The organism is Pantoea dispersa (assembly GCF_014155765.1).
Classification (GTDB): Bacteria; Pseudomonadota; Gammaproteobacteria; order Enterobacterales; family Enterobacteriaceae; genus Pantoea; species Pantoea dispersa.
Map to the genome: position 1 here is coordinate 474,584 of NZ_SCKT01000003.1, position 25,487 is coordinate 500,070.

A 25,487-nucleotide genomic window follows, 5' to 3' on the forward strand; every position below is an offset into this window, starting at 1 on the left:
ACGGGGCGCGCGGCGCCCCGGCAGAGTCATTCGATTAAACGGAAACCGGTTTGTCGCTGGCTTTCGGGCTGCGAATCACAAACAGCACCAGCAGCGCGCCAAGGGCCGCCACCACGCCCGCCAGCACAAAGGCGCTGTCAAATTTGCCGGTGTGCTGCACGATGAAGCCGGTAACGATCGGGCCGATAATGCCGGACAGGCTGCCAATCAGGTGAATAAACCCGCTGATGCTGCCGACGCGGCTCTTGTGCACCACATCCTGAATAATCGCCCAGTAAATGGCACCGGTGATGTAGAGGAAGAAGATGGAGATCGACATCATGATCACTGACGAATTCACCTCTTTGATGGTGCCCGCCAGCGCCACACATATCGCTGCCGCCAGCAGCGACACTACCAGCACAATCTTGCGCGATAGCAGCAGCTTACCGGTGATATTAAAGATTTTATCGGAAATCCAGCCGCCCAGCGCCAGGCCAATGAAGCCGACAATCCACGGGATCATGGTCGTGATGCTCATGGCTTTGATATCCAGCCCGTGCGCCTGCACCAGATAGGCCGGGAACCAGCTCAGGAAGAAGAACAGAATGTAGTTGTAGCAGAAGAAGGCGAACGCGGTGACGAGGATAATCGGCTGACGCAGATAGTAGCCCATGCCGTGCGCTTTGCCGTCCGCGTCGATGATATCTGCCGGCTCTTCCGCTTTCAGTTTCTCTACCAGCGCGCGCTCCTGCGCAGAAACGCGCTTACTGCGCGCCGGATTATCGGCGGCGAAGAAGAACCACAGCGCCATCCACACCAGACCAATCAGGCAGATCACCACAAACGCCGGACGCCAGCCGAAGGAGAGCGCCAGGTAGCCGACAATCGGCCCGGCGACCGCGCCGCCGAGCGGGGAGCCGGCACTCAGCAGGCCCATGGCGGTGGCGGCCTGCTTTTTCGGGAACCAGCCATTGATGGCTTTGTTGGCCGAGGCGCAAATCGGACCTTCCGCCATGCCGAACAGCACGCGCAGAATCATCATCGACCAGAAACCGGTCGCCAGCGCGGTCATACCGCAGAACAGCGACCACATGCCGACGGCGGTGCCGAGCACAATCGTCGGACCAAATTTATCGGTGGCTAAGCCGCCAATAAAGTTGAACAGCGCGTAGCCGAAGAAGAAGCTGCCGAAAATCAGGCCGAACTGCTCGGCATTGATCATCAGATCTTTTTCCACCAGCGGCACGGTGAGCGACAGGGCAATACGATCGAGGTAATTGATCATATAAACCAGGAACAGCAGCAGTACGAGGGTCCAGCGTAGATTCTTCAGCATAGAAACTCCGTTTCCCTGTTCTTCTTCAGGCTGCAGCGTCACGGGGAGATGACCTTGATGACCGCGGCGCTGCGCCTGATTTATGCAGGGGATTATTGTTGTGGCCGGCGGGTACGCACCGGCATCAGGGACATCTGGTGTGGCGCATCATTCAATCCATTTGCAGGATCACTTTGCAGCAGGTGCGCGGGTCTTGTTCAAACAGCGTCATGGCGCGCTCGATCTGCGCCAGCGGGAAATAGTGGGTAACCAGTTTCTCCGGCTGGATCAGTCCCTGTTCCAGCCACGCAATCACCTGCGGGAAGCGGTTGCTGTTCAGGCGCGAGGTAAACAGCGACAGCTCTTTACTGGTCAACGCCTGCTGCGTCAGGCTACACGGCTCAGCAGAAAACCCGAGCAGGCCGATGCGCGCCGCCGGCGAGGCCAGCGCAGCCGCTTCAGCGAGGATCGCCGGATGGCAGGCGGCGTCGATAATCAGCGTCGGCTGAACGCCTTCCAGCTGCGCCGCCAGCGGGATCTCGCTGTTGTTGAACAGGCGATCGGCACCGTTTTGCTGCGCCAGCGCCAGCCGCTCCGGCAGGCGGTCCACCACCAGCACCTGCTGTACGCCGTACACGCCTTTCAGCACCTGAATCGCCGTCAGCCCCATCGGACCGGCACCGTAAATCAGCGCCACATCCTGTGGCTGCGGTTTGAGGAACGCCGTGATATTCGCGGCAATGGTGAAGGGCTCAACCAGGCTGGCGAGTTGGTCGGGAATGCTCGCCGGCAGGCGATGAGCATTTTGGGCTGGCGCCACCGCATACTCGCTGAAGCCGCCGTCGCGGTGGACGCCAATCACCTGCAACGACTGACAGACATTAGGACGGCCAACGGAGCAGGGATAGCAGTGGCCGCAGCTCACCACCGGATCGACCGCCACGCGCTCGCCCAGCCGGCTGGCATCAACGTCCTGTCCGACCGCGTCAATCACGCCAAAGAACTCATGGCCGATGACGCGCGGATAGCGGGCAAATGGATTGTGACCGTGCCAGATGTGCACATCAGAGCCACAGATGCTGGCAAATTTCACTTTTACCCGTACTTCATCAGCGGCGGGCTGCGCCAGCGCGCGCTCGGCCAGCAGCAGTTCACCCGGTTGTTCAATCACCACACTTTTCATCATCAGCTCCTGGCAGGTGGCCTCAAGGTGCGGCACACCAGCAATAACACGACAGTAATGACGAAAAAATACGCGCAATAATACTACCATACAAGTTGCTGTTGCAGAGTTGTGAACGCAATCACAGAGCGGATGGGGTAGTTGCAAAGAGAAGTTTCAGAATGGCGTTGCGGTGCGCATCACTGCGCACCATGTAAGGTCATTAGCCAGTTTGCAGGCTCGCCATTTATGGCAACCGGGAAAAACGCAGTAAAATGACAGGCCTGCTGCGATCGACGGCACGCTCGCCGCGCAACATTACGGCTGCCGTAGCGTTACCGCGCTGAGCGTGCGCCACAATAGCTCTTTATCCTGCGATGACACGTTGCGCTGCTGAATGTCTCGCATAAATTCGGCCTTTTGCGGTGCCTGCAGCGTCGCGCCCTGTTTCAACTGCGCGGCAAGCTGCGTCAGAATCGCGTCGCTGTAATGACCAATGCTTTTGCGCACTTCATCCAGCGGACGCGGCTGCCAGTGCGGCTCCGGCGTTGCCAGCCAGTCGGCGCGATAGCGATACTGCACCGCTTTCGCCACATCCATCTGTGCCTGAATAAACGGCTGCACCGTGGCATCGTCCAGACCCAGCTGACGCGCTTCCGCCAGGGCTTTGTCCAGCACCTTGCGCTCCTGACCCAAATCTTCAATCGGCTGATGATGCTGCGCTTTATAACCCGCCACATCCTTCATGTAAGACAAACGCGTGTTAATAAGCTGGCCCGGCGAAGGACTGCTGAGTTCTGCCGCGGCGGCGGAACAGCTGCAAATCAGCAGCGCTAACGTGGCCGATCGTAACTGCATTTCCATACTGATGCTCCCAATGTTCAACCCAGGCGCTGGATCTGCGCGAGGCTCAGGCTAAGACAAAATAATGACATGACAAAGTACAGGGTGAAAAATTATCTTGTTTTTTAATCTACCAACTAGTAGGTTTGTTTTCCAGCGCCTTTTGCCGCAATGTTATTGCGCTTTGGGTTGAATGATTTCTGGCACAGGGCTGCCGCTGAGGCAGCGCTTATCATCAAAAGGAATACTCCATGACGGTCTTATCACATTACAAACGCCTTTCACTGCTGATTGCCGGTTCACTGCTGGCCGGCGCCACGCTGTCGCTGGCGATGGCGGCAGAGATGGCAGGGCAAAAAGTGCAGGTACGTGGCGTTGTTGAATCGGTAAACGGGCAGCAGCTCACTATCAAGTCACGCGAAGGATCGGATGTCAGCGTGGCCATGAAGCCAGGCGCGATGGTGTCTGCGGTGGCGAAGGCCAGCATCAGCGACATTAAAAAGGGCGATTACGTGGGCATAGCCTCGCTGCCGAAAGCGGGCGGCGGTGATGGCGCGCTCGAAGTGCTGATTTTCCCGGCGCAGCTGAAAGGTGCTGGCGAGGGCAACTTCAGCTGGGATCTGAAGCCGGGCAGCTCAATGACCAACGCCACGGTCGCCAATAGCGTCACCTCGGTGGACAACAGCGAAGTGACGGTGAGCTATCACGGCCATCAGAAAAAAATTGCCATTCCGGCCGGTACGCCGGTGGTGACACTGGCCGCCGCTACCACGGATGACCTGAAACCCGGCACCACGGTGTTTGTTCCGGCCGAGAAAGGCGCCGACGGTAAGCTCACCGCAGGCAATATCATTGTCGGCAAAAACGGCGTAGTGCCGCCGATGTAATCCGGCTCCAGCCAGGCCTCGCCTGGCTGGTAAGGGGCTCGATGATGCAACAGCCTTCACCTTCCCGCAGTAAAACGCTAATCCGTCGTCATTCGCTGCTGGTGCGCGTGACGCACTGGGTCAACGCCCTGTGTTTTGCCGTACTGCTGATGAGCGGACTGCAAATCTTTAATGCGCATCCACGTCTGTATGTCGGCCTGTATGGCGCAGACCATGAGCAGCCGGTGTTTGAAATCGGCAATCGTCAGCAGCAGGGATTTGTCCGGCTCGGCTCGCTGCAACTGAATACCACCGGCGTGCTCGGTGTCTCGAAGCTGGAGGGCACGCTGACGGCGCGCGCGTTCCCCGGCTGGCTGACGCTGCCGTCGTGGCAGGATTTGGGAGCCGGTCGCCACTGGCACTTCTTTTTTGCCTGGCTGCTGCTGTTCAACGGCGTGATTTATCTGCTGCACGGTTTCTGGCACCGGCACTTTCGCCGCGATCTGTTGCCCGACCGTCAGCAGCTGGGCGCGCGTCATTTGTGGCAGGAGATTTGCGACCACGCCCGGCTGCGCTTCGCCCGCGGTGAAGCGGCGCGGCGCTATAACGCGTTGCAGAAACTCAGCTATCTGCTGGTGATCTTCATACTGCTGCCGCTGATGCTGCTCAGTGGATTAACCCTGTCGCCAGCGCTGGATGCGGCGCTGCCGTTTTTACCCGATCTGTTTGGCGGCCGTCCCACGGCGCGCACGGTGCACTTTATCACCGCAACGCTGCTGGTGCTGTTTGTGCTGGTGCATGTAGTGATGGTGCTGGTGTCAGGCGTGTTCAATAACCTGCGTTCGATGATCACCGGACGTTACGCGATCGACAAAGAGGATACCCCATCATGAAAATCGAGCTGTCGCGTCGCCGCCTGCTGCTGGGCGCGCTGTCCGGCGCCGGCGCGGCGCTGCTGAGCGGTTGCGATCAACTGACGCAAAACGACACGGTCAGCGGCTGGCTCAATCAGACCGAGCGGCTGACGCGTGCCAGCCAGCGCCTGCTGGGCGGCCAGCGGCTGGCACCAGAGTTCAGCGAGGCCGATATTTCGCCGCTGTTCCGCGCCAACGGCACGCAAATGCCCGACTCCGACGAGTATGCGCGTTTGCTGGCGAACGGGTTTGCCGACTGGCGGCTGCGCGTCACCGGGCTGGTGCAGCAGCCGCTGAGTTTATCGCTCAGCGATCTGCAGCGGTTCCCTAGCCGCACGCAAATCACCCGTCACGACTGCGTGGAGGGCTGGAGCGCGATTGGCAAATGGCAGGGCGTACCGCTCGGACTGGTGCTGGATGCGGCGCGCCTGCGGCCAGGTGCCCGCTACGTAGTGTTCCTGTGTGCCGACGAGCTGGAGCAGACGCTGGACGGCAGCGGGCGCTACTACGAAAGTATCGATCTGCAGGATGCATGGCATCCGCAAACGCTGCTGGCCTACCGTATGAACGATCAGCAGCTGCCGGTCGCGCACGGCGCGCCGCTGCGTCTCCGGGTCGAGCGCCAGCTCGGTTACAAGCACGCCAAGTATCTGATGGAAATTAAAGTGGTGGATTCGTTTGCCCAGCTGTGGGGCGGACGCGGCGGCTACTGGGAAGATCGCGGCTATGAGTGGTATGGCGGTATCTAACCGGCAGAACGCAGAAAAGCAAAAAGCCTGCTATAAAAGCAGGCTTTTCTAAATCTGGCTCCTCTGACTGGACTCGAACCAGTGACATACGGATTAACAGTCCGCCGTTCTACCGACTGAACTACAGAGGAATCGTTTGGAACGGGGCGCATATTATCGGGCAGGCTGTGGCTTGTCAAAGCTCTTTTTCACAATTTTTTCTGACTGCTGAATAAAGCGTCAATTGCCCGACGCGGGCCCGCGCGATGGCGCGAATTAGCGCCAGCACTGTGCCTGATTGTGAGAGATGTCACCAATGCTATGCAAAATTACATTCTGATTTGTCGCGTCTGTCAGATACCTCGCATGTATGATCACAGATATTTCATTTCGCCGTTGTCGCCGCCCAAAACGAAACATATATTCCGGGAAACTCATCCCCGTGAACCGCAGGTGCAGCATGAACAAAGTCAGAATCGGTATGATTGGCAGTGGATATATTGGGCGTTGTCACGCGATTGCCTATGCGCAGGCACCCACGGTGTTCGCCCTCAAGGGTGAGATTGTGCGCGAGATGCTGGCAGAGGTGAATCCGGCGCTGGCGGCGCAGCAGGCGACGACGTTTGGCTTTGCCCGTTCGACGGGCGACTGGCGCGAGCTGGTGCGCGATCCGCACATCGACGTGGTCGATATCTGCGCGCCCAATTTCCTGCACAAAGAGATGGCGCTGGAGGCGATTCGCCACGGCAAGCACGTTTACTCCGAAAAGCCGCTGTCGCTCTCGGTGGCCGATGCCGAAGAGATGGTGCAGGCGGCAGAGCAGGCGGGGGTGAAAACCCTGGTAGGCTTCAACTACATGAAAAACCCCACCAGTCAGCTGGCACGGGAGATTATTGCGCGCGGTGAGATCGGCGAGGTGGTGCACTTTTACGGCACCCATAACGAAGATTATCTGGCGCGCGCGGAGACGCCGCTCGACTGGCACTGCCAGAAAGCGCTGGCCGGTCTCGGCGCGCTTGGCGATCTGGCGGCGCATATCGTCAACATGGCGCACTATCTGGTCGGTGATATTGATGAGGTGAGCGGTGACATGATGACGGTGATCAAACAGCGACCGGATCCGAAGGCGCCGTCACGTCTGCTGCCGGTGGAAAATGAAGATCAGGCCAGCGCGCTGCTGCGCTTTAAAAATGGCGCGCACGGCGTGATTGAAACCTCGCGTATCGCCTGCGGCAGCAAGATGGGGCTGACTTATGTGGTGACCGGCACCAAAGGCACGCTGCGCTACACGCAGGAGCGCATGGCTGAACTGGAACTGTATCTGCACGACGATCCGGCCGGTCGCCAGGGCTTTAAAACCATTCTCACCGGTCCGGCGCACCCGGATTACGCCAGCTTCTGCGTCTCGGCCGGCCACGGCATCGGTTTTAACGATCAGAAAACGGTCGAGATTCGCGATCTGATTAACGGCATCGCCGCCGGCGATCGCATGTGGCCGGATTTTGCCGAAGGGCTGCAGGTGCAGAAGGTGCTGGAAGCGGTGGCGATTTCCGCCGTGGAGCGCCGTTGGATGAAGGTGTGATGCAGAGCGTCAGCCGCAGACGCACGTCACCGGTCGCCATCAATGGCGACCCTACACTGTGCGTGCAGGGATGGCGATCCTCACAGGGTGCGCATTTATGCGCACCGGGATAATGCAGAAATTTTCCAAAGATTACGCCAGCAACGGACACTGCGGCGGCAGGCGGCAGCTCAACGCGCCTGGCTGCACCTCAATCACAAACTCGCTGCCGGACAGCGGCTCGCCGTCGAGGTTAAAGGTCATCTCATGCGGTGAACGGATGGTCAGTGACGTCAGCTGTGCCGCGACAATGTTCGGGTTTTCATCGTCGCGCGTCAGCGAGTGCAGCAGCGTTGGCAGCAGCTCCTGAGCGGTTACGATACTAAGATTGAGTTGTCCGTCATTGATCAGCGCTTCCGGACACAACCGCTGTCCGCCACCGGCCTGACGGCCATTGCCAATGCCAATCACCAGCGCGTCACCCTGCCAGTGAAAGCCCGGTCCGCTGATTTCGCAGCTGTCCGGCTTCAGCGCATCAACGCGCATCAGGCCATGAATAAAATAGGAGACGCCGCCCAGCGCCGATTTCAGTTTCTCCGGCGTTTCCGTAGTGATGCGTGTGCCAAAACCGCCGGTCGCCATGTTGATGAAGTAACGGTCGCCGTTAACCCGCGCCAGATCGATGGCCATGGCTTTGCCCAGCACCGCCAGCCGCAGTGCCGCTTCCATTTCTGCCGGGATACCGGCGCTGGTAGCAAAATCGTTGGCAGTGCCAAGCGGTAAAATCCCCAGCACCGGCCGCTGCGCTGGCGGCAGGGCGGCCAGCGCGGTGGCAATCTCATTGATGGTGCCATCGCCGCCGCCAGCCACCACGGTTTCCGCCTGCAGCTGCAGCGCTTCCTGCACGTAGCGGTCACCGTCGCCTTTTTCCCAGGTCACGCGCACCGCCAGGTTAAAGCCTTCGTCGCGCAGGGTATTCACGGCGGCACGCAACTCTTCATTGCCTGCGCCTTTTCCATTCAGAATCAGCAAAGTGAGGGGTTTATTTTGCATTATCGCTTCCCTGATGAGTAAGACAGAGCTGTGGTTATAGCATAGCTGCGGCGGGAACTTTATCGGCGAACGATGAAAAAAAGAAAACCCGCACGGGGGAGCCGGGCGGGTGAATGAGGTGGTTCCTGGTACTACCTGCTGTTTGTTGTTACTCGTTAGCAGCAGGCGCGATTCTAAAGCGCGGCGAAGCGGCGGTCTGTGATCCTGTTCTAACTTCGCCGTTTTCTTTTCATTTAGTGCGATTTTTACCGTGCGGATCGTAAGTGCTGTTACCGTCGGTAAAATTGCGCAGCAGCAGCGCATAGGCCAGATCGACCCCCTCCGGCACGCTGATCCAGACGCGATGACCATCTCCCGGAGCGACTTCAACCGCGGCACCCTTGTCATTCTGCATCGCCTGCAGCGTGCAGTTGAGATTGCCGTCCGGCGTCATGATCTCTACGCTATCGCCCAGCATGAACTTGTTCTTCACTGCCACCTGCGCCCACGTACCGCGCCGCTCACCGGTGAATTCACCAACAAACTGCTGACGCTCCGAAATGGAAAAACCCTGCTCGTAGTTTTGATAGCTGTCATGGGTGTGGCGACGCAAAAAACCTTCGGTATAGCCGCGGTGCGCCAGCCCTTCCAGCGTCTCCAGCAGTGCCGGATCGAAAGGTTTGCCGGCGGCCGCATCGTCGATTGCGCGGCGGTACACCTGCGCGGTGCGCGCGCAGTAGTAGAACGATTTGGTGCGGCCCTCAATTTTCAGCGAATGCACGCCCATCTGGCTCAGGCGTTCGACGTGCGCCACCGCGCGCAGATCTTTCGAGTTCATGATGTAGGTGCCGTGCTCATCTTCGAACGCGCTCATCACCTCGCCTGGCTTCATCTTCTCTTCCAGCAGGAATACCCGGTCGGTGGGCTGACCGACGCCGAGCGTCGCGGGCTGCACCGCAACCGGCTGATGGAAGCCAACAATGTTGCCGACCTCATCCTGCTGGCCTTCGGCCACGTTGTATTCCCAGCGGCAGGCGTTAGTGCAGGTGCCCTGATTGGGATCGCGCTTATTCAGATAGCCAGAGAGCAGGCAGCGGCCGGAGTAGGCCATGCACAGCGCGCCGTGAACAAAGATTTCAATCTCCATCTCCGGTACCTGCTGGCGAATTTCGGCGATCTCCTCCAGCGACAGCTCGCGTGACAGAATCACGCGCGTCAGCCCCATCTGCTGCCAGAACTTCACCGTGGCCCAGTTCACCGCGTTAGCCTGCACCGACAGGTGAATCGGCATCTGCGGGAAGGCTTCACGCACCAGCATGATCAGGCCGGGATCAGACATGATCAGCGCATCCGGCTGCATTTCGATGACCGGCGTCAGATCGCGGATAAAGGTTTTCAGCTTGGCGTTGTGCGGGGCAATATTCACCACCACGTAAAACTTCTTGCCGAGCGCGTGCGCCTCGCTGATGCCTTTGGCGAGGTTTTCATGGGTGAATTCGTTATTGCGCACGCGCAGGCTGTAGCGCGGCTGGCCGGCATAGACCGCGTCGGCGCCGTAGGCAAAGGCGTAACGCATATTTTTCAGCGTGCCTGCCGGCGAAAGCAGTTCGGGTTTAAGCATGGGGAGTTCTCACTGATGTCAGGTCAGCATGCCATCACGGATGGCACGTGCAGCGGCCGCGTCAGGCGGCCCTGCAAAAGGTGGGGAATTGTAGGCAGGGCGACTCCCGATGTAAATTGACCTGGATCAATCTAAGCGGTTACAGCAGGCGGCCAACATCCGCTTCCCAGCGATATCCCATGCCGTACACGGCGCGAATAAACGGCTGTTCGGCATCAAGGTTCTCCAGCTTGCGCCGCAGGTTCTTGATGTGGCTGTCAATGGTGCGATCGGTGACCACGCGATAGTCGTCATACAGATGGTTCAGCAGTTGCTCGCGCGAGAACACTTTGCCCGGCTCCAGCGCCAGCGTTTTCAGCAGGCGGAACTCGGCGGGCGTCAGCTCCAGCGGCTGTTCGCGCCAGCTGGCCTGAAAACGCCCTTCGTCGATCAGCAGATGCGAGGCCAGCTGCGCCTCTTCTGGCGAACGTTTCACCCGGCGCAGAATGGTTTTCACCCGCGCCACCACTTCACGCGGGCTGAAGGGTTTGCAGATATAGTCGTCAGCGCCAATCTCCAGCCCGAGCAGGCGATCAATCTCTTCCGTGCGTGCGGTCACCATGATAATCGGCAGCTCGGAGAAGCGGCGAATTTCCCGACACAGCGTCAGGCCGTCACGGCCCGGCAGCATCAAATCCAGCAGCATCAGGTCCGGCGGCGTTTGCTGCACGTAACTCAGTACCGCGTTGCCATCGGCGAGGTGATGCGTGCGGTAGTTTGACGCCTGCAGATAATCAATCATCAGCTGCGCCAGTTTGGGTTCGTCTTCCACAACAAGAATCAGGGGATCGCTATTTTCCGTGCTCATAAAGGGTGTCTAGTGAGGAACATACGGCAAGTTTAGCGTGATTTTCAGCCCACCTAAATCAGAGTCGGCCGCATTAATGCTGCCGTCATGCGCCTCAACAATATTCTTGCAGATCGCCAGACCGAGCCCGGAGCCGCCGCTGGCGCGATTGCGCGAGCTTTCGGCGCGGAAGAAGCGCTCAAACAGCTGTGCCTGCTGCTGGCGCTCGACGCCCGGTGCGCTGTCGGCAAACTGCAGCTGCCACTGCTCGCCGCTGAGCTGCATACTGAGCTGCACCGTGCCGCCGGCATCGGTGTAGCGCAGGCTGTTTTCCAGCAGGTTAGTAAACAGCTGCATCAGCCGGTCCGGATCGCCAAAGCTGCTGGCCTGTGCCGGCAGCATCAGGCTGAGCGTCAACCCCCGGCTGCGATAGCGTTCGCCAAAACTGCCCGCCACCACCTCCAGCAGACTGACCAGATCCACCGGCTGTTTGCGGTAGGCGAGGGCGCCCGCGTCGGAGAGCGACAGCTGGTGCAGGTCTTCCACCAGCTGGGTCAGCAGCGCGACTTCGCTCTGCAGCGAACTGATGGCGTCGGGCGTCAGCTTGCGCACGCCATCCTGCATCGCCTCCAGCTCACCGCGCAAAATCGCCAGCGGCGTACGCAGCTCGTGGGAAATATCGGCCATAAAGGCGCGCCGGTTGCTCTCGTTTTTCTCCAGCGAGCGCGCCAGCTGGTTGAAGTCGCGCGCCAGCTGACCAATTTCGTCGCTGCTGCCAACCTCCACCCGGGTGGTAAATTTGCCCGCCGCCAGCTGATGGGTGCCGTCCACCAGCCGTTTCACCGGTGCCAGCAGGCCGCGCGCCAGCAGCCAGGTGACCAGCGCGGCCAGCAGCGTGGTGAGGCCGACAATCAGCCAGCTGGTCTGACGCTGCTGATGGTCAAAATTGATATCGGTGCTGCGCGTCAGCCGCTCGGCGGGCGAGGCAATCACCCAGCCAACAATCTTGCCGTTACTGGTGGTGATATTGCGGCGCGAGCCTTCCGGCGGCACCGGCGAGCGCGGGCCGGACAATATTTTGTACTGCTGATCGATAATCCAGAACTGGGTGCGCCAGCCGTGCGGCGGCAGCTGAGTGCCGCTGCCGGGATTCTGTTCCAGCGAGCGCAGAATGGTGAAAATCAGCCGGTCGTTGTTACGCAAAAAATCCCAGCTACCGTGCTGTTCGTATTGATCGGCCAGCGCATCGCTCAGCAGCGTCAGGCGCTGCTCATTGCCCTTTTTGATGTAATCGACAAAGCCATGCTCAAAGCTGAGGCGCACGCCCCAGTGCATGGTGATGATCACCAGCATGCAGGTGGAAAAAATCGCCATAAACAGTTTGGCGCTGATGCCGAGTTTTACCGGCTGCTTCATCCTTTTCTCCTGCCTCTCAGGTCCACGTTTTTACTCACATCGGCGGGTACGCGCCAGAACACCAGCGCCGGCAGCGCAATCACCAGCGCCATGCACAGATAGGTGTACATAAAGGTTTGATGGGTCGCGGCGCTGTCGCTCACCGCGCCATGGCCGAAAGCGCCGAGCAGCAGACCGGCCACGGTGACGCCGATACTCATCGACAGCTGCATGATCATCGACAGCAGGCTGTTGCCGCTCGAGGCCAGCTCGTCCGGCAGCTCTTTCAGCGTCAGGGTATTCATGGACGAAAAGCGGATGGCATTGACCATGCCCTGCAACAGCAGTACCACGGGCAGCAGCCAGATCCAGCCGAGCAGCGCCACGACGGGAAACAGCAGCACCACCAGCGCCAGCGCCAGCGTGCCGCCCACCAGCGCGTTACGATAGCCAAACAGATTTACGATGCGCACCACCACGCGTTTGATACCCATGTTGCCCAGCACCATCGGGATCATCATCAGACCGGCGTGGAACGGGCTAAAGCCGAGACCCACCTGCAGAAAAATCGGCGTCATAAACGGCAGCATGCCGCTGCCGATGCGGCCAGTGAAGCTGCCGAGCAGGCCGATGGCGTATATGCGGTTGTCAAACAGCTTCAGGCTAAACAGCGCGTTATCGTTGTTGCGACCGTGCATCAGGTAGAACAACAGGGAAAACACCCCCAGCAGAATCAGCAGGCACAGCAGCAGCGGTGAGCCGCCGGCGCTGCGCTGGCCGTCGAGCGCCAGCGTCAGCGTAGCCATGCCGACCGCCAGCAGCACAAAACCGAGGAAGTCAAAGCGTCGCGTCTGCATGGTGTAGTTCGGCATCAGCAGCAGCGTAGCAATGGCACCGATGATGCCGACCGGAATGTTAATCAGGAAGATCCAGTGCCAGCTGGCATACTCCACCAGAATGCCGCCCAGCGCCGGGCCGAGCAGCGGGCCAATCTGGCCGGGCAGGGTGACAAAGGTCATGGCCGACATGTACTGCTCACGCGGCACGATCTTCATCACCGTCAGCCGGCCGACCGGCACCATCATCGCGCCGCCAATGCCCTGGACCACGCGCGCCATCACCAGCTGGTCAAGTGACGTGGCGAAGGCACACAGCAGCGAACCGAGGCTAAACAGCACGATGGCGCAGAAGAAGATGTTGCGCACGCCAAAGCGGTCCGCCAGCCAGCCGCTGAGCGGCAGCGTGACCGCCACGGTGAGCACGTAGGAGACAATCACCGAGTGCATATGCAGCGGGCTGACGTTGAGATCGTGGGCCATCGCCGGTATCGCGGTGTTCACAATCGTGGTATCCAGCGTCTGCATAAAAAAGCCGAAGGCCACAATCCACAGTTGCCAGCGGACAGTGGCGGTTTGTGCGTTCATGGTCATCCCGTGTTAACAGTTTCATCAACCGCAGGTCGCGTAGCGGCGCGATTTATCGCGCGTTGAATTGCGCCGCTACGGTTAGTGCAGGTATGGCGTTATGGCTCCGTTATCAACCGCGGCTGCTTTTTCCGACGGCGCAGTTTATCCATCATCAGGTACACCACCGGTGTGGTGTACAGCGTCAGCAGCTGGCTCATCACCAGCCCACCGGCAATGGTGATGCCCAGCGGCTGGCGCAGCTCCGCGCCGTCCCCGCTGGTCAGCACCAGCGGCAGCGCACCAAACAGCGCCGCCAGCGTGGTCATCAGAATCGGGCGGAAACGCAGCTGGCACGCCTGGAAAATGGCGTCGCGCGCCGACAGGTTGCCGTTGCGCTCCGCCTCCAGCGCAAAATCCACCATCATGATGGCGTTCTTTTTCACAATGCCGATCAGCAGCAGGATGCCGATCAGCGCAATCAGGCTGAACGGCGTATTAAACAGCTGCAGCGCCAGCAGCGCGCCGACGCCCGCCGAGGGCAGGGTAGAGAGAATCGTCAGGGGATGCACGTAGCTCTCATACAGAATGCCGAGCACGATATACACCGCGGCAATCGCCGCCAGCATCAGCCACAGCTGGTTCGACTGCGAATCCTGAAATACCTGCGCAGTGCCGGCGAAGCTGCCGCGCACGCTGGACGGCACGCCAATCGCCGTGATGGTGCGGTCAATGGCCTCTGACGCCTGCGACAGCGATACCCCTTCCGGCAGGTTAAACGAGATGGTCGAGGCCGCCGACAGCCCCTGATGGTTGACCGACAGCGGCGCGTTGGCCGGCTGCCATTTGGCAAACCAGCTCAGCGGAATCGCTTTGCCGTCACTGTTGATCACGAACATCTGATCCAGCGCGCTGACATCCTGGGTATAGCGCGGATCCACCTCCATCACCACTTTGTACTGATTCAGCGGCTGGTAGATGGTAGAGATTTGCCGCTGGCCGAAGGCGTTATTCAGCAGCGCATTGGCCGCCGACACGTCGATGCCGAGGCGCGCCATGCTTTCGCGATCGTAAGTCAGCGCCATTTCGCTGCCGTTGTCCTGCTGATCCGAGTTCACATCGGCCAGTTCTGGCAGCGCGGCGAACGCCTGGCGGATTTTCGGCTCCCACTCACGTAAATCGGCGAGGTTATCCGACAGCAGGCTGTACTGGTAGCTGGCGTTCGACTCGCGTCCGCCGACGCGAATATCCTGCACCGCATTGAGGTACAGGTTGGCACCCGGTTCTTTCGCCAGCTTCACGCGCAGGCGGGCGATCACTTCCTGCGCGCTTTCGCTGCGTTCTGACAGCGGCTTGAGTGACACAAACATCGAGCCGCTGTTGGTGCGCGAGCCGCCGGTGAAGCCGGTGACGTTATCGACCGCCGGGTCAGCCTTGATGATGTTCATGAAATCCTGCAGCTTGCCGCGCATCGCCTGAAACGAAATGCTCTGATCGGCGGAAATAAAGCCGTTGAGACGGCCGGTATCCTGCTCGGGCATAAAGGTTTTCGGGATGGCGATAAACAGCCAGATGGTCAGCCCGACGGTGCCGAGCAGCAGCAACAGCACCCAGATCGCGTGGTTCAGCACCCAGCCCAGCGAGCGCGCATAGCCCTGCTGCACCGCCAGCAGCACGCGGCCAAAACCGCGCGTGCGCGGCTGGCTGCGCTTCGCCTGCGGTTTCAGCAGATACGCGCACATCATCGGCGTCAGGGTAATGGAGATAAACAGCGAGATGAGAATCGCCACCGACAGCGTGATGGCAAACTCCGAGAAGAAGCGGCCAATAATACCGCCAATCATCAGCAGCGGCAGGAACACCGCAATCAGCGACAGGCTCATCGACAGCACGGTAAAGCCCACCTCGCGCACCCCAGTGAGTGCCGCCTGCAGCGGCTTCATGCCGGCTTCGACGTGACGCGCGATGTTCTCCAGCACCACAATGGCGTCATCCACCACAAAGCCGGTGGCGATGGTCAGCGCCATCAGCGACAGGTTATTCAGGCTGAAGCCGCACAGGTACATGGCGGCGAAGGTACCAATCAGCGATACCGGTACCGCCGCCGCCGGAATTAGCGTGGCGCGGCCGTCGCGCAGGAAGAAAAACACCACCAGAATCACCAGCGCCACGGCGATCACCAGCGACTGCTCCACTTCGTGCAGCGAGGCGCGGATAGTGGGCGAGCGGTCCTGGGCGATTTGCAGGTCGATAGCCGCCGGGATCACCTCATGCAGCTCCGGCATTTCCGCCCGGATGCGGTCGACGGTATCAATGATGTTGGCGTCCGGCGACTTGCGCACCACCAGCAGCACCGCCGGTTTGCCGTTGGTCATCCCGGCGTTGCGCACATCCTGCACCGAATCCTGCACGTTCGCCACATCGCTCAGCCGTACCGCCGCGCCGTTGTTGTAATGCACCACCAGCGGCTGGTAGACGCTGGCGGTTTGCAGCTCATCGTTGGTCCGCACCTGCCAGCGCTGCTGGGTATCGTCGATGGCACCCTGCGGACGGCGCTGGTTGGCGTTGCTGATGGCGGTGCGCACCGCATCCAGCGACACGCCCTGATTAAACAACGCCTGCGGATTGAGGTCGACGCGCACCGCCGGCAGCGAACTGCCGCCCACCGTGACATCGCCAACGCCATCAATCTGCGACAGCTTCTGTGCCAGTTGCGTCGACGCGTAATCATACAGCTGACCGGGATTATAAATGTCCGAGGTCATGGTGAGGATCATGATCGGCGCATCGGACGGGTTGGCTTTGCGGTAGGTTGGACGATTAGGCATGCCGGTCGGCAGCAGGCTCTGGGCGGCATTGATCGCCGCCTGCACGTCGCGCGCCGCGCCGTTGATGTCGCGGTCGAAATCAAACACCAGAATGATGCGCGTGCTGCCCAGCGAGCTGGTGGAGGTCATTTCACTGACGCCGGCAATGCGCCCCAGCGAGCGCTCCAGCGGCGTGGCGACCGAGGCCGCCATGGTTTCCGGCGACGCGCCGGGCAACGAGGCCGAAATCAGAATCACCGGGAAATCCAGCTGCGGCAGCGGCGCCACCGGCAGCAGACGGAAGCCAAGAATGCCCGCCAGCGCAATCGCCAGCGACAGCAGCGTGGTGGCAACCGGCCGATGGATAAACAGGGCGAAAAACTTCACGACTGCGCCTCCGTGCCTTTCAGACGCCGGCGCGTGGCATGAGCAAGGCGATCAAACAGCAGATAGATCACCGGGGTGGTAAACAGCGTCAGCACCTGGCTCAGCACCAGGCCACCGACCATGGCGATGCCGAGCGGACGACGCAGTTCCGCGCCGACGCCGGTGCTGAGCATCAGCGGCAGCGCGCCAAGCAGCGCCGCCAGCGTGGTCATCAGAATCGGCCGGAAGCGCAGCAGACAGGCCTGATAGATCGCCTCACGCGGCGCCATGCCCTGTTCACGCTCGGCGGCCAGCGCGAAGTCGATCATCATGATGGCGTTCTTCTTCACGATACCGATCAGCAAAATGATGCCGATGATGGCGATGATATCCAGCTCGTTGCCGCTCAGCATCAGCGCCAGCAGCGCGCCAACGCCGGCGGTGGGCAGCGTCGACAGAATGGTAATCGGGTGGATGAAGCTCTCATACAGCACGCCGAGCACGATATACATCGCCACTACCGCCGCGACGATCAGCCAGATGGTGCTGGTCAGCGCCGCTTCAAACGCCAGCGTGCTGCCCTGGAACTGCGTCATCATCTCTGCCGGTATGCCGACCTGATCTTCCGCCGTGGTGATCGCCTGCAGCGCATCGCCGAGCGAGTAGCCGTGCGCCACGTCAAACGAGAAGGTGGCCGACGGGAACTGGTCGAGATGATTAATGCTCAGCGCAGCGTGGCGCTCTTCGACTTGCGCGATGGCGCTGAGCGGCACGCTGCCGCCGTCGCTGCTGTTCAGGCGAATCGCGTCGAGGCTGGCGAGACCGGGGGTTTGCGTGTTGTCCTGCTCCAGCACCACGCGATACTGATTGGCCTGAGTGTAAATCGTTGAGATCAGGCGCTGACCAAAGGCGTTGTACAGCGCGTTATCAATGTCGGCCATGCTGATGCCGAGCCGGCTGGCGCTGTCGCGATCGACGCGTACAAAGGCTTCCAGCCCCTGATCCTGCCAGTCGCTGCTGACATTGCGCAGCTGTGGCAAGGTGTTGAGCTGTGCCAGCAGTTTCGGCACCCAGCTGCCCAGCGACTCCAGCGAACCCGACTGCAGAGTAAACTGGTACGGCGTGCGGCTCGCCTGGGTATCAATGGTCAGGTCCTGTACCGGCTGCAGCCACAGCGACACGCCGGGCAGGCGATCGATCGCCTGCTGCAGCCGCTGCTGCACTGCCGGAATACGATCGTCACGCTGGTCCAGCGGTTTCAGGTTGATTTGCAGCCGCGCGCTGTTGAGCGCCGCGTTGGTGCCATCCACGCCGACGAACGAGGTCAGGCTCTGCACCGCCGGATCTTTCATAATGATCGACGCCACGTCGCGGGTGCGCTGCGCCATACTGGCGTAAGAGACCGACTGCGGCGCCTGCAGCGTGCCCTGAATGATGCCGTTGTCCTGCTGCGGGAAGAAGCCCTTCGGAATCACCACCCACAGCAGCACCGTCAGCAGCAGCGTGCCAAGCGCCACCGACAGCGTTAGCCACGGATGGCGCAGCACGCGCGTCAGCCAGCGGCCATAGCCGGCAATCACCTTATCGAACATCGCCTCGCTGGCGCGGGAGAAGCGGTTCTGCCTGCGCAGCGATTCGGCGCTCAGCATGCGCGCGCACATCATCGGCGTCAGCGTCAGCGAGACCACCGCCGAGATCAGAATCGCCACCGCCAGCGTCACGGCGAACTCGCGGAACAAACGGCCAATCACGTCGCCCATAAACAGCAGCGGAATCAGCACCGCGATCAGTGAGAAGGTGAGGGAGATAATGGTGAAGCCAATCTCACCGGCACCTTTCAGCGCGGCGGTCATCGGCTTTTCGCCTTTTTCGATGTAGCGCGAGATGTTCTCGATTACCACGATGGCGTCATCGACCACAAAGCCGGTGGCGATGGTCAGCGCCATCAGCGTCAGGTTATTGATCGAAAAGCCAAGGAAATACATGGCGGCGAAGGTGCCGACCAGCGACAGCGGCACCGCGACCGCCGGAATAATGGTGGCCGGGACGTTGCGCAGAAACAGATAGATGATCATCACCACCAGCCCGATGGCCAGCATCAGCTCATGCTGAGTATCTGCTACCGAGGCGCGAATGTTGGTGGTGCGATCGGTAAGCAGTTTGACGTCAACCGACTTTGGCAGCGTGGCAGTCAGCGACGGCAACAGCGCGCGGATGCTGTCTGCGGTAGCGATAATATTGGCGCCCGGCTGGCGCTGCACGTTCAGCACAATCGCCGGCTGACGGTTGGCCCAGGCGCCCAGCCAGCTGTTTTCTGCACCCTGTTCAACCGTGGCGACGTCGCCCAGCCGCACCGGCGCGCCGTTGCTGTAGCTGACGATCAGCTTGCGGTAATCCTCCGCGGAGGTCATCTGGTCATTGGCCGATAACGTGATGGAGCGCGTTGGACCATCAAGGCTGCCTTTCGCCGAATTGACGTTGGCGTTGCTGATGGCGGTGCGCACCGTCTCGCTGGTGAGGCCGAGGGCCGCCAGCGCCTGTGCGTTCATCTTCACCCGCACTGCCGGACGCTGGCCGCCGGAGAGCGTGACCAGACCGACGCCGGAGACCTGGGAAATCTTCTGCGCCACCCGCGTTTCCACCATGTCCTGCACCTGCGTCAGCGGCATGCTGGTGGTGGTAACGGCCAGCGTCATGATTGGCGGATCGGCCGGATTGACTTTGCTGTACACCGGCGGATTTGGCAGATCGTTAGGCAGCAGGTTAGTGGCAGAGTTGATCGCCGCCTGCACTTCCTGTTCGGCAACGTCGAGCGCCAGCGTCAGCTGGAACTGCAGCGTGATCACCGAGGCACCGCCGGAGCTTTGCGACGCCATTTGCTTCAGGCCGGACATCTGCCCGAACTGGCGCTCGAGCGGCGCGGTAATCGACGAGGTCACCACATCCGGGCTGGCGCCGGGATAGAGCGTGACGACCTGAATGGTCGGGTAATCGACTTCCGGCAGCGCGGAAACTGGCAGGAAGCGATAGCCCAGCACGCCGGCCAGCAAAATCGCGATCATCAGCAGCGTGGTGGCCACAGGGCGCAGAATAAACTGGCGTGACGGGCCGCCGCTGGCGTCGGGAGGCATCACCTGCATTATTGACGTTCTCCGCGAGCCGGTTGCGCCGCGCGCGTGCTGTGCGTGGCGGTACTCTGTGCGGCGACAATTTCCACCGTGGCGCCTTCGGTCAGGCGGTCGAGACCGTCAGTGACCACGCGCTGACCGGCCTGCAGCCCGGCATCAATCACCACTTTCTGGCTATCCTGCAGCCCGGCGGTGACGCGTTTCTTGCTCACTTTGTTATCACTGTTCACCACCCAGACAAAGTGGCCGTCGTTGCTCATCTGCAGCGCGGCGGTCGGGATCACCACCGCGTTTTGCAGCGTATCCACCTTCAGCCGGGCATTAACAAACTGATTGGGAAACAGGGCGTCGTCCTGATTGCTGAAGCGCGCCTTGAGTTTAATGGTGCCGGTGGTGACATCGATCTGGTTATCAATGCTCAGCAGCGCACCCGTGGTCAGCAGGGTTTTATTGCTGCGATCCCAGGCTTCAACCGGCAGCGGCTGGCCGCTTTTCTGGGCTTTCAGGATCTGGCTGATGTTGTTCTCGGCGACGCTGAACACCACGTCAATCGGGTGCGTCTGGGTGATCACCACCAGACCATTGGTATCGCCGGCGGTAATGTAGTTGCCGACATCCACCTGCTTCAGCCCGACGCGTCCGGCAATCGGCGCGGTGATGCGGCTGTAGGTCAGATTGAGCTGCGCGCTGGCCACATTGCCTTCGTCGGCTTTGATGGTGCCGAGGGTTTCACTGACCAGCGAGCGCTGGGTATCCAGCTCCTGCTGCGACACCAGCGAGGTTTTCGCCAGTTTTTCATAACGGCTGAGGTCGCGGCGCGCATTAGCCAGCGTCGCCTGATCTTTGGCCAGCTGGCCCTGCGCCTGGGTGAGCGCTACCTGCCATGGGCGGGGATCGATTTCTGCCAGCAGCGCGCCGGCCTCCACCTGCTGACCTTCCGTGAAGTGCAGCGCCATCAGCTGGCCGTCGACCCGGCTGCGCACCGTAACGGTATTGGCCGCGGTGACGGTGCCAAGTCCGCTGAGGTAATAGGGCACGCTTTCGGTGGTCGCCGTTGCGGCCTGCACCGGTGCCAGCGGACGGCGTCCGCCGCTGTTGTTGCTACCACGTCCGTGATGCGGCTGGCCATCAGCCTGGGTAGCCTGCGCAGGCTCGGCCGGATGCTGCCACCAGTAGTAAGCGCCCGCCAGCGCAGCCAGTACCACCACGCTAATCAGGCCTGTTTTTAATCGTTTATTCATTGCTCTGTGTGCTCTCCGGCGGTTTCGTTTTCCCCACATGCGCGCGCAAACGAACCGCGGCGCAAACGAAATGATTGTAGTCGCCCGGGCCGGGCAAAAATTGAAGGAATTAAGAATATCGCCCCGGGCACGCTAAGTATTCATATTCAGTAAATATTTTGGCAGCAATACGCATAAGCGTGACTTTTTCCTTTGCTAAGCTGAATGACAGACCAGTCTCGTTTCACTAAGGAGGATCACATGCGTCAACACAAAACCCGCCAGCTGGGCGACAGCGGTATCAGCGTGCCGCTGCTGACGTTTGGCGGCAACGTTTTTGGCTGGACCGTCGATGAAAAAACCTCGTTTTCACTGCTCGACGCGCTGGTGGAAAAGGGGCTGTTCTTCATTGATACCGCAGACGTTTACTCACGCTGGGCGCCGGGCAACGCCGGCGGTGAATCGGAAACCATCATCGGTAAATGGCTGAAAAAAAGCGGTAAGCGCGACAGTATCGTGCTCGCCACCAAGGTAGGCATGGAGCTGACGCCGGAGAAAACCGGGCTGAAACCGGCCTATATCCGCCAGGCCGTGGAAGATTCGCTGCGCCGCCTGCAGACGGATGTCATCGATCTCTACCAGGCGCACCGTGATGACGACAGCACGCCGCTGGTGGAGACGCTGAAAGCCTTCGACTCGCTGATCAAAGAGGGGAAAGTGCGGGCAATCGGTGCGTCCAACTACAGCGCGCAGCGCCTGCAGGAAGCGCTCGACATCAGTAAGCAGGAGGGACTGGCGCGCTATGAAACCCTGCAGCCGGAGTACAACCTGTACGATCGCCAGGAGTATGAAAGCGGACTGGAGCAGGTGGCGGTGAAAAACGGTCTGGGCGTGATTAACTACTACTCGCTGGCCAGCGGTTTCCTGAGCGGGAAATACAAAAAGCCGGAAGACGCCAGCAAAAGCGCGCGCGGCCAGGGCATTGTAGAAAAATACCTCAACGATCGCGGTAAGCGCATCATTGAAGCGCTGGAAGATGTCGCGGCCTCGCACGACGCCTCTGCTACCCAGGTGGCGCTGGCGTGGCAGATTGCACGACCGAGCATCACCGCACCGATTGTCAGTGCGACCTCGCTGCAGCAGCTGGATGAGCTGGTGAAAGCCACCGAGCTGGAGCTTAGCAAGCAGGAGATTGAAGAGCTGGCCAGCGCCAGCAAGCCGTAACGCGAAGCGGGACGCTGCGGCGTCCCGTCACGTAATAATTTTTTCGCCACGCAAAAAATGCCTTTTTCCTCCAGAACATATCCATTCATCGATCGCTGTCACAATTGCGTTAAGTCACTGTCACCTTTGCACTCACTGCGCACAGATTTGCAAAAATTGACATAACCTCAGCATTATTCTCTGCCCGTTCCTCTCCGGAAATTCACAGAAGAATAATCATCATGAACAGAAAAAAAACAGTGCAGCATATGCCTCGCCTGGCAGCGGGCACCCTGATGTTTGCCATGTTGAGTGCGTCGGCGGTGGCAGCCGATGCGTTCAGCTACGATTCCCCCTATATGTTTGGCGACTGGGGCGGTAACCGAACGCAGCTGGAAAACGACGGCGTGAAGTTCGACGTTAACTACACCATGGAGAGTGCCTCGAACCTGGGCGGCGGTGCCGATACCAACACCTCGATGCGCTACAGCGATCAATGGGCGTTTGGCCTGAATCTTGACCTGCAAAAACTGCTCGACTGGCAGGATGCGCAGTTCCAGATGACCATTACCGACCGTAACGGTCGCAATATCTCCGATCAGGTAGCAGACCGCCGTACCGGCATGCTGTCATCGGTGCAGGAAGTGTACGGACGTGGCCAGACCTGGCGTCTGACGCAGTTCTGGCTCAGCAAAGGGCTGTTTGATAACACCGTCAACCTGAAAGCCGGTCGCGTCACCGTCGGGGAAGATTTCGACAACTTCGACAGCAAGTTCCAGAACCTTGCATTCGGCAGCGGCCAGGCGGGTAACTGGCGCGGCGACCGCTGGTTTAACTGGCCGGTTTCCCAGTGGGGCGGCCGCGTGAAGGTTAACTTCACGCCGGAAGTGTTCTTCCAGGTGGGCTTCTACAACCAGAACAGTGCCAACTACGATCGCGGTGACGGTTTCCGTCTGGACACCAGCAACTCCGAAGGCAACCTGGTGCCGGTGGAACTGGGCTGGAAACCGACCTTCGGGCCGGCCAACCTGCCGGGTAACTACCGCATTGGTTACTACTACTCGTCGGCCAACGGCGATAACTACGGCAGCTGGCGCGATGGCGCTTATCAGAGCAAGGATCACGCTTACGGCGGCTACGTGCTGTTACAGCAGCAGCTGACCGCGCAGGGCGGCGATGCCAGCCGGGGTCTGGGCGTGACGGTGCAGGCGGTGATGAACGATCACAAAACCTCGAAAACCGACAACTATCAGTCGATCAGCTTTACCTGGAAAGGGCCGTTTGATGCGCGTCCGCAGGATGAGATTGGCGTCGGCGCGGCGCGTATTCACGTCAACAGCGCGTATACCCGTTCGCTGCGTCAGCAGAATGATGCCAACGGCGAAACGAATTTCGACAGCCCAACTTATCTGCCGATTCAGGATGGTTCCGAGTACAACTACGAGGTTTATTACAATGCGCAGCTGACCAAATGGCTGCAGCTGCGTCCAAACCTGCAATACGTGGTGGCACCGGGTGCGGTGAGCGAAGTGAAAGATGCGTTTGTGGGTGGGATCAGTGCGAACGTGAATTTCTGATCTGGCAGAATGTGTGACTTTTCCCTCTCCCTTTGGGAAAGGGCAGGGTGAGGGGAAAATCGCACGGAGCTGTCTGGCCCTCACCCTAACCCTCTCCCGCAAGCGGGAGAGGGAATTATCTGAACATCACTTCCGCCCAGCGCGCCAGGCCGGCGGTGACCGAACCGAAATCATCGCCGCTGGCGATGGGCGTGTCGGGCAGCGCCTGCTGCAGCGCGGCGCGCAGGATCGGCGAACGGGCACTGCCGCCGGTGAGGTAAATCACCTCCGGACGGGTGTCACAACTGGCCAGCGCCAGCTGCACCTGCTCAAGAATGCGCGCCAGTGGCTGGTTGATCGCCTCTTCCAGCTGCGCGGCGCTGATCTCCGCCTGCAGCGTTTGCGCAATAAACGCCAGCGAGGCTGCGGTCTCGCGCTGATCGGAGAGCGCAATCTTGCTCTCTTCCGCCGCGCGCACCAGCCGGTAGCTCAGCTTCTGCTGCCAAACTTTCAGCAGATGTGCGACTTTATCGCCCTGTTCGGCATCACGCACCAGATCGCGCAGCAGCTTACCGCTGGCAGCCGAGTAGAAGTCGCTTTGTGCCGGCACATCGTTAATCGCCACCGCGTTCCACCACGGCAGGGCGGGCAGGGCAGTGCCCTTCAGCGTGTTACCGCCCAGACCCAGCAGCGGCATCAGCGTTTTGAACGCCAGCATGATATCGAGGTCGTTACCGCCGACGCGGCAGCCGCTGTGGCCAAGCAGGCTGGCACGGCGATCGGACTGATTACGCCACTGCGGCCCCATCAGCAGCATGGAGCAGTCGGTGGTTCCGCCGCCGATATCCACCACCAGCACGCGTGTCTCCTGCTGCAGCGTGGCTTCAAACTCCAGACCGGCGGCAACCGGCTCGAACTGAAACTCGACGTCGCGGAACCCGGCACGCTGTGCAGCACGCAGCAGAATGCCCTGCGCCTGCTGGTTGGCGTCTTCACCGCCCAGCCCCTGGAAGTTGATTGGCCGGCCAATCACGGCCTGATCAATCGGTTGATCGAGCTGGGTTTCACCCTGCTGGCGAATGTGCAGCATCATGGCGCACACCAGATCTTCAAAGAAGGCGATCTGCTGGGGTTTCAGGCCGCTGGCACCGAGGAACGACTTCGGCGATTTGACGAACCACACCTCTTCCGGATCAACCATATAATGCTGCAGCGCGGTCAGACCAAACTGTACGCTGGCAGGCGTTACCTCGATATCCTCTTCGCGGTTATAACGCAGCGCGCGCTGCAGCAGCGCGGTGCTTTCGCTGTCTGGCGTGGGGACCTGATGATGGCGATGCAGCCATTCACTGATGGCTTCGCGCGTGGGCGCGCAAATCATGGAGGGAAGCAGGCGCTGACCGTTTTCCAGTGTCAGTAACCGCGGTGTGCCGCTATCCGTTACCGCGATGGAACAGTTAGCCGTGCCGTAGTCGAATCCGATAAACATTGTATCCCCCATGCCAGAAAAAAGGGGGCGACTTTAGCGCAGCCAACGCGGGCTGGCAATGGGCAGCGCC

18 protein-coding genes and 1 tRNA gene are annotated in these 25,487 nt (G+C 60.3%); 6 read left to right on the forward strand and 13 right to left on the reverse strand.

Annotated elements, in window-relative coordinates; all coding sequences use genetic code 11:
* Nucleotides 1–34 precede the first annotated feature (34 nt).
* The 3 genes from H7K56_RS12255 to H7K56_RS12265 all read right to left on the reverse strand — a co-directional run bounded on the left by H7K56_RS12255 (nucleotide 35) and on the right by H7K56_RS12265 (nucleotide 3,323).
* Nucleotides 35–1,318, reverse strand: coding sequence for an MFS transporter (locus H7K56_RS12255; protein ID WP_150360794.1), 1,284 nt, complete (start codon nucleotides 1,316–1,318; stop codon nucleotides 35–37).
* Nucleotides 1,319–1,469: 151 nt separating this feature from the next.
* A complete protein-coding gene (locus H7K56_RS12260; RefSeq protein ID WP_150360847.1) occupies nucleotides 1,470–2,480 on the reverse strand; it encodes a Zn-dependent oxidoreductase in 1,011 nt (336 codons plus the stop codon).
* A gap of 297 nt (nucleotides 2,481–2,777) precedes the next feature.
* Nucleotides 2,778–3,323: a chorismate mutase gene (locus tag H7K56_RS12265; protein ID WP_150360795.1), complete on the reverse strand. Its 546-nt coding sequence runs from the start codon at nucleotides 3,321–3,323 to the stop codon at nucleotides 2,778–2,780.
* A gap of 230 nt (nucleotides 3,324–3,553) precedes the next feature.
* Between H7K56_RS12265 and H7K56_RS12270 the strand changes: the two genes are divergently transcribed.
* From H7K56_RS12270 to H7K56_RS12280, 3 genes are read left to right on the forward strand one after another with little or no spacing between them, the layout of a single operon-like run.
* Entirely contained in the window at nucleotides 3,554–4,189 is a 636-nt protein-coding gene (locus H7K56_RS12270; RefSeq protein ID WP_150360796.1) for a hypothetical protein, read from the forward strand.
* A 41-nt stretch (nucleotides 4,190–4,230) separates the two neighbouring features.
* Complete coding sequence (locus H7K56_RS12275; RefSeq protein WP_150058663.1) at nucleotides 4,231–5,061, forward strand: cytochrome b/b6 domain-containing protein; 831 nt, start codon at nucleotides 4,231–4,233, stop codon at nucleotides 5,059–5,061.
* Nucleotides 5,058–5,831, forward strand: coding sequence for a molybdopterin-binding protein (locus H7K56_RS12280; protein ID WP_150360797.1), 774 nt, complete (start codon nucleotides 5,058–5,060; stop codon nucleotides 5,829–5,831). Before H7K56_RS12275 ends, H7K56_RS12280 begins: the two co-directional genes overlap by 4 nt.
* A gap of 55 nt (nucleotides 5,832–5,886) precedes the next feature.
* Here the strand turns inward: H7K56_RS12280 and H7K56_RS12285 are convergent.
* A tRNA-Asn gene (locus tag H7K56_RS12285) sits at nucleotides 5,887–5,962 on the reverse strand.
* A gap of 308 nt (nucleotides 5,963–6,270) precedes the next feature.
* On the opposite strand from H7K56_RS12285, the gene H7K56_RS12290 reads away from it, so the two are divergent.
* Nucleotides 6,271–7,392 carry a Gfo/Idh/MocA family protein gene (locus H7K56_RS12290; RefSeq protein ID WP_150360798.1) on the forward strand — a complete coding sequence of 374 codons (1,122 nt, stop codon included), beginning with the start codon at nucleotides 6,271–6,273 and terminating at the stop codon, nucleotides 7,390–7,392.
* Between the two features lie 132 nt (nucleotides 7,393–7,524).
* Here H7K56_RS12290 and yegS read toward each other — a convergent pair whose 3' ends face one another.
* The 8 genes from yegS to H7K56_RS12330 form a co-directional block, all read right to left on the reverse strand.
* Nucleotides 7,525–8,424, reverse strand: coding sequence for a lipid kinase YegS (gene yegS, locus H7K56_RS12295; RefSeq protein ID WP_150360799.1), 900 nt, complete (start codon nucleotides 8,422–8,424; stop codon nucleotides 7,525–7,527).
* A 229-nt stretch (nucleotides 8,425–8,653) separates the two neighbouring features.
* Entirely contained in the window at nucleotides 8,654–10,024 is a 1,371-nt protein-coding gene (trhP, locus tag H7K56_RS12300) for a prephenate-dependent tRNA uridine(34) hydroxylase TrhP (RefSeq protein ID WP_021509309.1), read from the reverse strand.
* A 139-nt stretch (nucleotides 10,025–10,163) separates the two neighbouring features.
* Nucleotides 10,164–10,871, reverse strand: coding sequence for an envelope stress response regulator BaeR (gene baeR, locus H7K56_RS12305; protein ID WP_031280058.1), 708 nt, complete (start codon nucleotides 10,869–10,871; stop codon nucleotides 10,164–10,166).
* A 9-nt stretch (nucleotides 10,872–10,880) separates the two neighbouring features.
* On the reverse strand, nucleotides 10,881–12,266 hold the full coding sequence (gene baeS / locus H7K56_RS12310) for an envelope stress sensor histidine kinase BaeS (RefSeq protein WP_058757282.1): 1,386 nt from the start codon (nucleotides 12,264–12,266) through the stop codon (nucleotides 10,881–10,883).
* The gene (gene mdtD / locus H7K56_RS12315) at nucleotides 12,263–13,669 is read right to left on the reverse strand and encodes a multidrug transporter subunit MdtD (RefSeq protein ID WP_031280060.1); all 1,407 of its coding nucleotides are present in this window, start codon (nucleotides 13,667–13,669) and stop codon (nucleotides 12,263–12,265) included. The genes baeS and mdtD overlap by 4 nt, the downstream gene beginning before the upstream one ends.
* Before the next feature lie 98 nt (nucleotides 13,670–13,767).
* Complete coding sequence (mdtC, locus tag H7K56_RS12320; RefSeq protein WP_150360800.1) at nucleotides 13,768–16,842, reverse strand: multidrug efflux RND transporter permease subunit MdtC; 3,075 nt, start codon at nucleotides 16,840–16,842, stop codon at nucleotides 13,768–13,770.
* Nucleotides 16,839–19,961 carry an MdtB/MuxB family multidrug efflux RND transporter permease subunit gene (locus tag H7K56_RS12325; RefSeq protein WP_150360801.1) on the reverse strand — a complete coding sequence of 1,041 codons (3,123 nt, stop codon included), beginning with the start codon at nucleotides 19,959–19,961 and terminating at the stop codon, nucleotides 16,839–16,841. The genes mdtC and H7K56_RS12325 overlap by 4 nt, the downstream gene beginning before the upstream one ends.
* The gene (locus H7K56_RS12330; RefSeq protein ID WP_150360802.1) at nucleotides 19,961–21,190 is read right to left on the reverse strand and encodes an MdtA/MuxA family multidrug efflux RND transporter periplasmic adaptor subunit; all 1,230 of its coding nucleotides are present in this window, start codon (nucleotides 21,188–21,190) and stop codon (nucleotides 19,961–19,963) included. The genes H7K56_RS12325 and H7K56_RS12330 overlap by 1 nt, the downstream gene beginning before the upstream one ends.
* 240 nt (nucleotides 21,191–21,430) lie before the next feature.
* On the opposite strand from H7K56_RS12330, the gene H7K56_RS12335 reads away from it, so the two are divergent.
* Together H7K56_RS12335 and H7K56_RS12340 are read left to right on the forward strand one after the other, a co-directional pair.
* On the forward strand, nucleotides 21,431–22,393 hold the full coding sequence (locus H7K56_RS12335; protein ID WP_021509316.1) for an aldo/keto reductase: 963 nt from the start codon (nucleotides 21,431–21,433) through the stop codon (nucleotides 22,391–22,393).
* 221 nt (nucleotides 22,394–22,614) lie between these two features.
* The gene (locus H7K56_RS12340) at nucleotides 22,615–23,949 is read left to right on the forward strand and encodes a carbohydrate porin (protein WP_170264753.1); all 1,335 of its coding nucleotides are present in this window, start codon (nucleotides 22,615–22,617) and stop codon (nucleotides 23,947–23,949) included.
* A 115-nt stretch (nucleotides 23,950–24,064) separates the two neighbouring features.
* Here the strand turns inward: H7K56_RS12340 and yegD are convergent, their stop codons facing one another.
* Nucleotides 24,065–25,417, reverse strand: a complete 1,353-nt coding sequence (gene yegD, locus H7K56_RS12345) for a molecular chaperone (RefSeq protein ID WP_021509318.1) — start codon at nucleotides 25,415–25,417, stop codon at nucleotides 24,065–24,067.
* Between the last annotated feature and the right edge of the window lie 70 nt (nucleotides 25,418–25,487).